This is a genomic window from Nocardia noduli (assembly GCF_019038455.1).
GTDB lineage: Bacteria > Actinomycetota > Actinomycetes > Mycobacteriales > Mycobacteriaceae > Nocardia > Nocardia noduli.
In genome coordinates this window covers 42,866-54,330 of record NZ_JAFMPL010000047.1, presented here as the reverse complement: position 1 = coordinate 54,330, position 11,465 = coordinate 42,866, and the positions used below count along the sequence as shown (strand labels likewise).

Sequence of the window (11,465 nt, the reverse complement as noted above, 5' to 3'; positions counted from 1 at the left end):
ACCGTCCACCCCCACCTCGCCCCCCACGGAGCGAGTCTTACGAGCGACCGTTCGCGGCCGTCTCGCGTCCGAGCGGTCGAGACAATGCGACGCAGTCGCGAGTATCGACCGCTCGGACGCGAGACAAAGAGGGCCGCGAACCCCGCGGCCCCCGGGCCGCCAAATACCAGAAAGGGTCGGAATTGAACGCCAGCCAGCTGGAGCAGAGCGACCCGGGGATCAGCACCGATGTGCTCAGTGCTCCCCTGCGGGTGCGCTTCGACTACACACGGTCGGTCGGTCCGACCATCGGCGCGTTTCTCACCGGTTTGCGTGCCCGCAGGGTCGTCGGTGTGCGCGGTTCGGATGGGCGGGTGCTCGTGCCGCCGTCGGAATACGATCCGGTGACGGCCGAACCGCTGACCGAATTCGTCGACGTCGCCGATGTGGGCACCGTCCAGTCCTGGACCTGGGTGCGCGACACCCTGCCGGGACAGCCGTTCGACCGCCCGTTCGCGTGGGCGCTGATCAAGCTGGACGGCGCGGATTCGGCGCTGCTGCACGCCGTCGATGTGGCCTCGCCGGAGGATATCGTCACCGGACTGCGTGTGCGGGCCAGGTGGGCCGAGCGGACCGAGGGCAGCATCAGGGATATCGTCTGCTTCGAACCGGGTGAAACCTCGACCGCCACACCGGATTCCGATACCGATGCCGAACCGGTCACGATGCTCACCACCCCGGTCGATCTCGACTACAAGCACACGGCTTCGCCCCAGGAGAGCGTCTACCTGCGCGGACTCGCCGAGGGCAAACTCATCGGGGCCCGCACCGACGCCGAGGGCAAGGTGTACTTCCCGCCGCGCGGCGCGAACCCGACCAACGGGCTGCCGACCAACGATTTCATCGAACTCTCCGATCACGGCACCGTCACCACGTACTGCATCGTGAACGTGCCGTTCCTCGGACAGCGCATCAAACCACCGTACGTGGCCGCGTACGTACTGCTCGACGGAGCCGATATCCCGGTGTTGCACCTGGTGCTCGGCTGCGACGCGAGCGAGGTCCGCATGGGTATGCGGGTCAAGGCGGTGTGGCGACCGCGCGAGGAGTGGGGTTTCGGCCTGGAGAACGTCGACCACTTCGAACCGACCGGCGAGCCCGATGCCGACTACGACACTTACAAGCATCACCTCTGAGAGGCGCTGTCCCCATCATGAATGAGCGTTCCACCGACATCGCGGTCGTGGGCTTCGCCCACGCGCCGCACGTGCCGGAAACCTACGGCACCACCAACGGTGTCGAGATGCTGGTGCCCTGTTTCCAGCAGCTCTACACCCGTCTGGGCATCACCAAGACCGATATCGACTTCTGGTGCTCGGGCTCCTCGGATTTCCTTGCCGGGCGCGCCTTTTCGTTCATCTCCGCGATCGATTCGATCGGCGCGGTGCCGCCGATCAACGAATCGCACGTGGAGATGGACGCGGCTTGGGCGCTGTACGAGGCGTTCGTGAAATTGAAGTCGGGACAGGCCACCACGGCGCTGGTCTACGGCTTCGGCAAGTCCTCCGCGGGCACCTTGCGTCAGATCCTGACGATGCAACTGGACCCGTATGTGGTGGCCCCGCTGTGGCCGGATTCGGTGTCCATCGCCGGACTTCAGGCCCGCGCCGGCATCGATGCGGGACGCTGGACCGAACGGGATATGGCCGCGGTCGCCGCGGGTTCCGACGCCGATATCGAAAGTCTGCTCGCCACACCGTATGTGGCCGATCCACTGCGCGCCCACGATGTCGCGCCGATCACCGACGGTGCGGCGGCGATCGTGCTCGCGGTCGGCGACAGGGCCCGCGAACTCTGTGAGCGTCCGGCCTGGATCACCGGAATGGCGCACCGCGTCGACAGTCCGGTGCTCGGCGCACGGGATCTGACCGTCTCGCCTTCGACCTCCGCTGCGGCACAGCAGGTCACCGGCGGTGACACCAGCGGTTTCGATATCGCCGAATTGCACGCGCCCTACAGTCATCAACAGCTCATCCTGACCGAGGCGATCGGCCTGAAACCAGAGACGACAGTGAACCCGTCCGGTGGCGCGCTCGCGGCCAACCCGATGTTCGCCGCGGGGCTGGAGCGCATCGGCTTCGCCGCCGAGGCGATCATCGCGGGCACCGCCAACCGCGCGCTCGCCCATGCGACCAGCGGCGCGGCACTGCAACAGAACCTCGTGACCGTTCTCGATTCGGAGGCGACCCGATGAGCTTTCCCGCCGCCGTGCTCGGCACCGGACAAACGCATCACGTGACGAAACGAACTGATGTATCGATGGCGGGCCTGTGCCGCGAGGCCATCGATCGCGCCCTTCTCGATTCCGGTCTCACCATGGCCGATATCGACGCGGTCGTCGTCGGTAAAGCGCCGGACTTCTTCGAGGGCGTCATGATGCCCGAACTGTTCATGGCCGACGCGCTCGGCGCGACGGGTAAACCGCTGCTGCGCGTGCACACCGCCGGATCGGTCGGTGGTTCGACAGGCGTGGTCGCCGCCAATCTGGTGCAGGCGGGTGTGCACAAGAAGGTGCTCGCGGTCTCCTGGGAGAAGCAGTCCGAATCGAATGCCATGTGGGCGCTCTCGATTCCGGTGCCGTTCACCATGCCGGTCGGAGCGGGCGCGGGCGGATATTTCGCGCCGCACGTCCGTTCCTATATTCGCCGGTCGAACGCGCCGAGCCATATCGGCGCGATGGTCGCGGTGAAGGATCGGCGCAACGGCGCGAAGAATCCGCTCGCCCACCTCCAGCAGGCCGACATCACCCTGGATTCGGTGCTGGCCTCGCAGATGCTGTGGGATCCCATCCGTTTCGACGAGACCTGCCCCTCCTCCGACGGCGCGTGCGCCGTGGTGATCGGCGACGAGGAATCCGCGACCGCGATCGAAGCCACCGGCCAGAAGGTCGCCTGGATTCACGCCACCGCGATGCGCACCGAACCGACGACCTTCGCCGGACGCGATCAGGTCAGTCCGCAGGCCGGCCGTGATGCCGCGGCCGCGCTGTGGGAAGCGGCCGGTATCACCGATCCGCTCGAGGAGATCGACGCCGCCGAGATCTACGTCCCGTTCTCCTGGTTCGAACCGATGTGGCTGGAGAATCTGGGTTTCGCCGCCCCCGGTGACGGCTGGAAGCTGACCGACAAGGGTGAGACCGAGATCGGCGGACGGATCCCGGTGAATCCGTCGGGCGGCGTGCTCTCCTCCAATCCCATCGGCGCCTCGGGCATGATCCGGTTCGCCGAGGCCGCCAAGCAGGTCATGGGTAAGGCGGGTGACTACCAGGTCGCCGGTGCGCGCAAGGCACTCGGTCACGCCTACGGCGGCGGTTCGCAGTACTTCTCGATGTGGGTCGTCGGGTCGGAACGCCGATGAGCGCGGAGCACCCGGCCAGGGTGGCAGGGCGGGCCTCGCAGGCCGCGGTGCGCGCCAAGGACAAGGCGGCCTGGGTGGCGCTGTTCGCCGCCGACGGGATCGTCGAAGATCCCGTCGGGCCTTCGGGTTTCGACCCGGAGGGTAAAGGCCATCGCGGTGCCGAGGCCATCGCGGCATTCTGGGATCTGGCGATCGCGAAAACCGATTCCATCGAATTCCTCTTCGATGACTCGTTCGCCTGCGGGTCGGAGGTGGCCTTCACCGGCACCATCCGCACCCGTATCGGTGGGCATCAGATCGACGCGGAAGGCGTGTTCACCTACAAGGTCGACGACGCGGGCAGGATCGCCGCCCTGCGCGCGTTCTGGGAAGTCGACCGCGCGATGAGCACGACGAAACCCGTCGACTGAGTCCGCTGCCTTCCCCTCCGGCAGCGAAAGGGCCCCGAACCGGATTCCGGTTCGGGGCCCTTTGCTCGCGAGTGTCAGTGCGCGACCGAACCGGTCCCGTAGTTCACCGGGAATTCCTTGATGCCGTTGAGCCAGCCGGAACGCAGCCGCTTCGGAGCGCCGACCTTGGTGATGTCGGGCAGGTGATCGGCGATGGCGTTGAAGATCAAATCGATCTCGAGCCGCGCCAGGTTCGCGCCGATGCAGAAATGCGCGCCGGTGCCGCCGAAGCCGAGGTGCACGTTGTCCTTACGGGTGATGTCGAACTTCTCCGGATTCTCGAAGACGTCCTCGTCGAAATTCGCCGACCGGTAGAGCATGACCACCCGGTCGCCCTTCTTGATCTGTACGCCGCCGAGTTCGGTGTCCTCCAGCGCGGTGCGCTGGAAGGAGGTGACCGGGGTCGCCCACCGGACGATCTCGTCGGCGGCGGTGGCGGGGCGTTCCTTCTTGAACAGTTCCCACTGATCCGGGTTGTCGATGAACGCGTTCATACCGTGGGTGATGGCGTTGCGCGTCGTCTCGTTGCCCGCGACGGCGAGCATGATCACGAAGAAGCCGAATTCCTCTTCGCTGAGTTTGTCGCCGTCGATATCGGCCTCGATCAGCGTGGTGACCAGGTCGTCTGCGGGCTCGGCCTTGCGCGCGGCCGCCATCTGATAGGCGTAGCCGAGCACCTCCGCCGAGGCGGTCACCGGATCGGCGTCGCTCTCGGGGTCGTCGTAGCTGGTCATGTCGTTGGACCAGGTGAAGACCTTCATGCGGTCTTCCTGCGGGATGCCGATCAGCTCGGCGATGGCCTGGAGGGGCAGTTCGCACGCGACCTGAGTGACGAAATCGCCCGCGCCCGATTCGGCCGCCGCCTTCACGATGGATTCGGCGCGCGCCGTCAGCTCCTCGCGCAGGCTGTTGATGGCGCGCGGGGTGAAGCCACGGGAGATGATCTTGCGGAGTTTGGTGTGCTCCGGCGCGTCCTTGTTGAGCAGGACGAAGCGCTGGAGTTCGATCTGTTCGCGGGTGATCTCGTCGTTGAAACGCGGGATCGCGGTGTTCTCGTAGCTGGAGAACACATCGCTGCGCCGCGACACCTCTTTGACGTCGGCGTGCTTGCTGACCACCCAGAAGCCCTCGTCCTGGAAGCCGCCGGTGGTCGGGGACTTGGGATTCCACCAGACGGGCGCGGTTCGACGCAGTTCGGCGTATTCCTCTACCGGAACCCGCTCGGCGTAGATGGCCGGGTCGGTGACGTCGAACCCCTCCGGCACATTCGGAGCTGTTTCGAGCGACTTGCCGGCAGTCGCCAGCGGCTGGGCGTTCCCAGTGTCAACCACCAGATGTCTCCTTCGACAAACTGAAACACGTTCTACAATCATTGCAGCACAGGCGGACGGACTAGTAAAGAAGACCTGGCCGGATACCTGGCACACGTTTCAGTTTCTTGGACCTTACGAAAGGTTGGACATGGGCACACCCGTGATCGTCGAGGCCGCTCGCACCCCGATCGGCAAGCGCGGCGGACAGCTCGCCGGCCTGCACGCCGCCGAACTTCTCGGTCTCGCCCAGCGCGGACTGCTGGACAAGGCGCACCTGGATCCGGCTCTGGTCGAGCAGGTCATCGGCGGCTGCGTCACCCAGGCGGGCGAGCAGTCCAATAACATCGCCCGGGTCGCGTGGCTGCACGCGGGACTGCCGTGGCAGACCGCCGCGACGACCATCGATACGCAATGCGGTTCGGCACAGCAGGCCAACCACCTGATCGCGGGTCTCATCGCCGCCGACGCCATCGAGATCGGCATGGCCTGCGGCGTCGAGGCGATGAGCCGGGTCCCGCTCGGCGCCAATCTCGGCGAGAACGCGGGCCAGCGCAGGCCGGCGTCGTGGAATATCGACCTGCCCAACCAGTTCGAGGCGGCCGAACGTATCGCCAAGCGGCGCGGCATCACCCGCGCCGACGTCGACGAATTCGGCGTGCGGTCGCAGCGCCTCGCCGCCCAGGCGTGGTCGGAGGGCCGTTTCGACCGCGAGGTGCTGACGGTCACCGCACCCGTCGTCGACAAGCAGGGCACGCCGACCGGCGAGAAGGTGGACGTCACCCGGGATCAGGGCTTGCGCCTCACCTCCGTCGAGGCCCTTTCGACCCTGAAACCGGTCCTCGAGGGCGGGATCCACACGGCGGGAACGTCGTCCCAGATCTCCGACGGCGCGGCCGCGGTACTGCTGATGGACGAAAAGGTGGCGCAGCGAGAGGGTTTGCGCCCCCGTGCCCGCATCCTCACCCAGGTCGTGGTCGGCGCGGAGCCCGAGTTCCACCTGGACGGTCCGGTTCAAGCGTGCACCCGCCTTCTGGAACGTTCCGGGATGAAAATCGACGATATTGATCTGTTCGAGATCAACGAGGCATTCGCATCGGTGGCTCTTTCCTGGGTCTCCGTCCACAACCCGGACATCGATCGGGTTAATGTCAACGGTGGCGCGATCGCGATCGGGCATCCCGTCGGCTCGACCGGATCCCGTTTGATCACAACGGCTTTGCACGAGCTGGAGCGAACGGGCCGCAGTACAGCGATGGTGCTCATGTGCGCCGGTGGCGCATTGGCGACAGGAACGATCATCGAACGGCTGTAGGAATCGCCCCAATTCCCCGAAATAGTTGAACGTTCATCTTAAATCCCCCAAAACGTGTCGTACGCCACACAAAGCCCAGTTCACGCAAGTAGATGAGATGTCAGCTATTCTTTCGCTATCATCGACCGGTTGGGGAAGACCTTCTCAACGGGCTAGAACCGGGCCGTACCACGCCTTCACAAGAGACGTTGGGGTGACCCGCAAACGCGTCGGTCGCAGTGACTTCACCGGAGCGACACCTGGAAGCTTCAAGGAAATCCTGAATCAGGCGTAGGTTTTCAGTTACTGAGCCGCTAATATCAATGATACGTATCCGAGATAACGACTGTTAGTACAGCGAAGGGAATTGGGCGGCTCACAATGGCTGATTTCGCGGCGCGGCTGAACAAGCTGTTCGAAACCGTGCATCCCCCGGGGCGCAAGCCGCACACCAACGCAGAGGTGGCGGCTGCACTGACAGCCTCCGGGCATCCGATCTCGAAACCGTATCTCTCACAGTTGCGGTCGGGACAACGGACGAATCCATCGGATGAAACGGTGGCTGCACTGGCCAAGTTCTTCAAGGTCAAACCGGACTACTTCTTCAACGACATCTATGCCGCCAAGATCGATCATGATCTGGAACTGTTGTCCCAGCTGCAAGGCTATGGACTGCGGCGGCTGTCGAGCAGGGCGTTCGATTTGTCCGAAGAATCACAGAACCTCCTCACCTCGATGGCGGAGAAGCTTCGAGCGAGCGAAGGCTTGCCCGAAATCCCGCCTGACGGTACCGAATAGGCGCGTTCTCGCCGATCCGGAACTTCGTGTGCTCTGAAAAGTGCCCGTGACGTTGCGGTTCGGCGGTCGCGCGCTCCGGAGGTTCCGGGCGTGATGCCGGGCTCCCGAGGTCTTCGGACCGAGGGTTCCCGGCAAGTGTTGCATGGAATGCGGGTTCGGCCGATCATCATGGCCGGGCCCGCATTTGCGCTGCCGCTACGCAATTCTCGCGCACAACCAAACGTACGCACATCCTACCTTGCAAACGAATTCGACAACGCACCCCACTCTACTGTTGATCACCGGGCTTGGCCGCGCATTTCGCAAGACCCCGAGAGTCGGGGCAGGAATCGAGTGATGCCACGAACTCCCCGCGCCCCGAACACCTTGCCCGTGATCCTTAATGCGCGGTGCCGGTCGAGAATACGCCGACGCCGTAGCGGCTGTACGTTTCGCCCGATTAGGGACTTTAGTAATCAGCGACGGCAAAACACTCATCCGGATTCTGTCCATGTGGTTGTTCGAACTCGGTGCGGCCCCGGACTTCCCGTGTTCGGCCATGCTCCGAATACCGTACTAGCGGTATACGGAATTGCGCGCGCCGACGCGATCGGCCGACCGGAAGGATCGGGCGATCGCCCGGACCCACCCCCGTGCGCTGACCCCATCGGGCGGGGCGATCCACCGCGCGTCGATCACGATGTCACCCAAAGGGTTACGCGCCCACTCCGCGACACGCGCCGCACGCTCGGGAATCGAGCGCGGCGGCACTCCCGCCGCGACCGACTCGACACCGCCGCCGGACTGTAGGTAGAGCGCGTCCATGATCTGGGCCACCTGATCGGATGCCGTCAGCTGGGCGGAAGTACCGGGCCGACCGTGCGCGATCACCTCCGGGAAGCGTTCGATCATGGTCCGGTGCAGCGGTCCGATCCGCCGCAGTAGCAGCCGGGCCCGCAGCCACAACTCGACCACGATCCATATCGCACCGAATGCGACGAGCAGGGCGGCGACGGCGAATAGCGGCCAGCCCCAATCCGGTTGGCCGGGCGACGCACGGGGCGCGTCGGTGACGGCACGGCGGATCTGCGCCGCCGACAGCGCCGCGACGAGCGCGGCGCCGCTCGTGTAGATCGCGATACCTCGCCCCAGCGTGGTCCAATCCAGATTCCGGACACCGGTGACGACGACGAAAGCGCTGGCGAGCGCGGTGACCAGCCAACCGAACGTGAACGACCAGAACAGCGTGAGCGTCACCGTGACAGCGCCGACCCCGTATATACAGGTGGCGACGCGCCGCAGATTCACCCGCGACACCACCGGCCAGGCCGCCGCCGCGACCACCGATGTGGCGATCGCGAAGAGCTGCCACGCGGCGACGACGACACCGTCCGACAGCGCACCGGAGGCGAGTCCACGCGGAAGGAGATTATCGACGGCGAGGGCGATTTCGGGAACCGCGACGGTGGCGGCGAGCGCGACCGAGGCGACAGCGACGACGATCGCGACCCGTGCCGTCGTCGCGGGTTTCACCATGACCCGTCCCACCCGGGCGCCTGCGGCGATCCAGACCAGCAGGGCTGTCGACCACAGTGTCATCCGAGTGCCTCGTCGAATCGGAGGACCGAGACGCCCGCGCCCCGGCTGTTGAATACCCGCAGCCGCGTCATCAGCATGGCGGCGAAGGTCTCCGCCTCCCATTCGGCGAGTTCGTCGGCGCCGTCGTCCACGATCCGCTGGTGCGCACGCTGACTCAGCATGTAGGCGATGAGATCGTCACTGGCCTCCAGCACCACCTCGGAGGCGGGCACGCCCTCGTGATCGAAGACGATATGGCCCAATTCGTGGGCGAGCGTGTGCTCGCGGGCGGGCAGCGCGGTGGCGAGGACGATCACGTCCCGGTCGGGATAGAACCGGCGCTGCCCGCAGACCCCCGGCCCCAATCGCGCACTCGCGATCTCGATCTCGCGCCGCCGCTCGTCCGCGATCGACGCGACCACCTCGTCGAGGGTGGTGGCATCGGAATCGGCGGCCACCGCGCAGACGGCGTCGACCGCCGCCGCCACCCTGCGGTGCGACCGGGAACCGCTGCGTGTCCTGCTCTCACTCATCTGCCCCTCCTCACGATCTCGGTCCGAAGAATTCGGCGCGCGCGGCATCGACGCGGGCCTGGGCCGCGGCAGCGCCCTGGAAGCTGACCGCGCCGGAACCGACTCCCGCGAGCCCGAGGGCGAGCAGCCCGCCGACCACGGAGAGGATATTCGGCGTCGGCAGCCCGTCTGCCGAACTGGTCGGGCGCACATCGGGATCGAGGCCCGCCGGGATCCGGATGGACGACGCCGGTGGAGCGGCTGGTTGCGGCGGGTCCGGTGGTATCTCCGCGGGGGCCGGTAGTGCGACGACGGAAAGTGCCGAGAAAGGTTGCGGTACCGGGGGGATCTGTACCGGCGGAATGGCAAGTGGTACCGGGGGGATCGACGGCGTCGGCAGTGGAATGAGCAGCAGGAGCAGCGGCGTCGCCGAGCCGACGGCGGCCGAGCCGGTGAGGGCCGAACCCGTCGCGGCCGAACCCGTCGCCGCCGAACCGACCGCCGTCGAACCCGTCGCGGCCGAGCCGACTGCGGCTGAGCCGGTGCCGATGCCCGCGGAACCGACTGCGGCGGAACCGGTGCCGAGCGCGGCGGACCCGGTACCGAGAGCAGATCCGGTACCTGCGGCGGCTGAACCGGTACCGAGTACGACACCGCCCGAACCGGCACCGAGCACCGAACCGATTCCGGCGGAACCTGTTCCGAGAATGGCCGCGAGTCCCGCCGATCCGGACCCGAGGAATATTCCGCTCGAGCCGACGGCCGCTGAACCAGCGGCACCGTGGGTGCCGACCGGATTCACCGACGAGGCAATCGGAGTCGGTTCGGAGTCGTCTGGTGACTGTCCGGGAATGGTCAGTGGCTGCCAGTCCTCGGCGGGCTCGGCGACGGGTGCGCTCTCCCCCGCGCTCGCGCTGGAATCCGCGCTGCCGCTTCCCGGCTGGGCGACGGCCGCCACCGGACCGAGTAGCGCAATACCGGCAACCGTCCCGGCAACCATCGCCACCCGTATCGTGCGACCAATAGCCATGCGCCGGCCTTTCCCCTCATCGTTCGAGCGCAGATCTCCCCGGTCGCCACACCCTCCGGGTTTCGTGGATAGGCGCTCATAGTAAACCCCGGCCACCTGCCGTGCGCACGAGACCGCCCACCGCACTTCACTTCCGCGTGAAAACGACGACGGTCCCCGGCGATGCGAACATCACCGGGGACCGTCGTGGTTGTCGTGCTCAGGCGCCGTACACGGGCTCCGGCGGCACTCCCTTGGCAATCAGGTCGGCTACCACCGGGCCGAGTTCGGCTGGCGCCCAACGCGCGCCGCGATCCACCGCGATGCCGTGGCGCCAGCCGTCGGCGAGTGCGACCTTGCCGCCTTCGATCTCGAAAATCCGGCCGGTCACCGAGGCCGATTGCGCGCTGCCGAGCCAGACAACCAGCGGGGAGATGTTGTCCGGGGCCATGGCGTCGAAACCGCCGTCCTCCGGCGCGGCCATCATCTGGGCGAAAACGGTTTCGGTCATCCTGGTGCGCGCCGAGGGGGCGATAGCGTTGACGGTGACGCCGTAGCGGCCGAACTCGGCGGCGGCGGTCAGGGTCAGACCGGCGATGCCCGCCTTGGCCGCGCCGTAGTTGCCCTGACCGACACTGCCCTGCAATCCGGCGCCGGAACTGGTGTTGACGATGCGGGCGTCGACGGGCCTGCCCGCCTTCGATTCGCCGCGCCAGTATTCGGCGGCGTGCCGCATCGTGGCGAAATGGCCCTTGAGGTGGACGCGCACCACCGCGTCCCATTCGTCCTCGCCGAGGTTGACCAGCATCCGGTCCCGGACGAACCCGGCATTGTTGACCAGCACGTCGAGCCCGCCGAAGGTGTCGACGGCCTGACGCACCAGGGCCCGCGCACCCTCCCAGTCCGCGACGTCGTCACCGTTGGCGACGGCCCGGCCACCCAGTGCCTCGATCTCGCCGACGACCTGCTGGGCGGGCGTCTCGTCGGTCGCCGCGCCGTCCAGGGTCGAGCCGATGTCGTTGACGACCACATTGGCGCCCGCCGCGGCGAAGGCCAGCGCGTGCGCGCGGCCGATGCCGCGACCCGCCCCGGTGACGATCACGGTGCGCCCGGCGCAGATCTGCTCGTCCATACCTGTTG

General features: G+C 66.6%; 11 protein-coding genes. 6 read left to right on the top strand and 5 right to left on the bottom strand.

Translation table 11 applies throughout. The features are described 5' to 3' along the window. Positions 1–182 precede the first annotated feature (182 nt). From JZ792_RS23375 to JZ792_RS23360, 4 genes are read left to right on the top strand one after another with little or no spacing between them, the layout of a single operon-like run. Positions 183–1,175, top strand: a complete 993-nt coding sequence (locus tag JZ792_RS23375) for a Zn-ribbon domain-containing OB-fold protein (RefSeq protein WP_254190206.1) — start codon at positions 183–185, stop codon at positions 1,173–1,175. 17 nt (positions 1,176–1,192) lie between these two features. Beyond that, positions 1,193–2,233: a thiolase family protein gene (locus JZ792_RS23370; protein ID WP_216913333.1), complete on the top strand. Its 1,041-nt coding sequence runs from the start codon at positions 1,193–1,195 to the stop codon at positions 2,231–2,233. Then, positions 2,230–3,396: a thiolase family protein gene (locus tag JZ792_RS23365; protein ID WP_216913330.1), complete on the top strand. Its 1,167-nt coding sequence runs from the start codon at positions 2,230–2,232 to the stop codon at positions 3,394–3,396. The genes JZ792_RS23370 and JZ792_RS23365 overlap by 4 nt, the downstream gene beginning before the upstream one ends. After that, a complete protein-coding gene (locus JZ792_RS23360) occupies positions 3,393–3,806 on the top strand; it encodes a nuclear transport factor 2 family protein (protein ID WP_216913327.1) in 414 nt (137 codons plus the stop codon). The genes JZ792_RS23365 and JZ792_RS23360 overlap by 4 nt, the downstream gene beginning before the upstream one ends. 74 nt (positions 3,807–3,880) lie before the next feature. On the opposite strand, the gene JZ792_RS23355 is transcribed toward JZ792_RS23360, so the two are convergent. Continuing rightward, the gene (locus tag JZ792_RS23355) at positions 3,881–5,176 is read right to left on the bottom strand and encodes a cytochrome P450 (RefSeq protein WP_438804365.1); all 1,296 of its coding nucleotides are present in this window, start codon (positions 5,174–5,176) and stop codon (positions 3,881–3,883) included. A gap of 130 nt (positions 5,177–5,306) precedes the next feature. On the opposite strand from JZ792_RS23355, the gene JZ792_RS23350 reads away from it, so the two are divergent. Beyond that, positions 5,307–6,470: a steroid 3-ketoacyl-CoA thiolase gene (locus tag JZ792_RS23350; RefSeq protein ID WP_109525173.1), complete on the top strand. Its 1,164-nt coding sequence runs from the start codon at positions 5,307–5,309 to the stop codon at positions 6,468–6,470. Between the two features lie 360 nt (positions 6,471–6,830). After that, complete coding sequence (locus JZ792_RS23345; protein WP_011207048.1) at positions 6,831–7,247, top strand: helix-turn-helix domain-containing protein; 417 nt, start codon at positions 6,831–6,833, stop codon at positions 7,245–7,247. Between the two features lie 555 nt (positions 7,248–7,802). Here JZ792_RS23345 and JZ792_RS23340 read toward each other — a convergent pair. The 4 genes from JZ792_RS23340 to JZ792_RS23325 form a co-directional block, all read right to left on the bottom strand. Further along, positions 7,803–8,825, bottom strand: a complete 1,023-nt coding sequence (locus JZ792_RS23340) for a hypothetical protein (protein WP_216913324.1) — start codon at positions 8,823–8,825, stop codon at positions 7,803–7,805. Further along, positions 8,822–9,337: an ImmA/IrrE family metallo-endopeptidase gene (locus tag JZ792_RS23335; protein WP_109525171.1), complete on the bottom strand. Its 516-nt coding sequence runs from the start codon at positions 9,335–9,337 to the stop codon at positions 8,822–8,824. Before JZ792_RS23335 ends, JZ792_RS23340 begins: the two co-directional genes overlap by 4 nt. A gap of 10 nt (positions 9,338–9,347) precedes the next feature. After that, complete coding sequence (locus tag JZ792_RS23330; RefSeq protein WP_216913322.1) at positions 9,348–10,346, bottom strand: TrbL/VirB6 family protein; 999 nt, start codon at positions 10,344–10,346, stop codon at positions 9,348–9,350. A 199-nt stretch (positions 10,347–10,545) separates the two neighbouring features. Then, entirely contained in the window at positions 10,546–11,457 is a 912-nt protein-coding gene (locus tag JZ792_RS23325) for an SDR family oxidoreductase (RefSeq protein ID WP_216913320.1), read from the bottom strand. Between the last annotated feature and the right edge of the window lie 8 nt (positions 11,458–11,465).

Bases quoted from the DNA above. Each gene is read 5' to 3' on its own strand.
- JZ792_RS23365 (WP_216913330.1), top strand. From the start codon at position 2,230: ATGAGCTTTCCCGCCGCCGTGCTCGGCACCGGACAAACGCATCACGTG.
- JZ792_RS23330 (WP_216913322.1), bottom strand. From the start codon at position 10,346: ATGGCTATTGGTCGCACGATACGGGTGGCGATGGTTGCCGGGACGGTT.
- JZ792_RS23335 (WP_109525171.1), bottom strand. From the start codon at position 9,337: ATGAGTGAGAGCAGGACACGCAGCGGTTCCCGGTCGCACCGCAGGGTG.
- JZ792_RS23325 (WP_216913320.1), bottom strand. From the start codon at position 11,457: ATGGACGAGCAGATCTGCGCCGGGCGCACCGTGATCGTCACCGGGGCG.
- JZ792_RS23345 (WP_011207048.1), top strand. From the start codon at position 6,831: ATGGCTGATTTCGCGGCGCGGCTGAACAAGCTGTTCGAAACCGTGCAT.
- JZ792_RS23370 (WP_216913333.1), top strand. From the start codon at position 1,193: ATGAATGAGCGTTCCACCGACATCGCGGTCGTGGGCTTCGCCCACGCG.
- JZ792_RS23350 (WP_109525173.1), top strand. From the start codon at position 5,307: ATGGGCACACCCGTGATCGTCGAGGCCGCTCGCACCCCGATCGGCAAG.
- JZ792_RS23340 (WP_216913324.1), bottom strand. From the start codon at position 8,825: ATGACACTGTGGTCGACAGCCCTGCTGGTCTGGATCGCCGCAGGCGCC.
- JZ792_RS23360 (WP_216913327.1), top strand. From the start codon at position 3,393: ATGAGCGCGGAGCACCCGGCCAGGGTGGCAGGGCGGGCCTCGCAGGCC.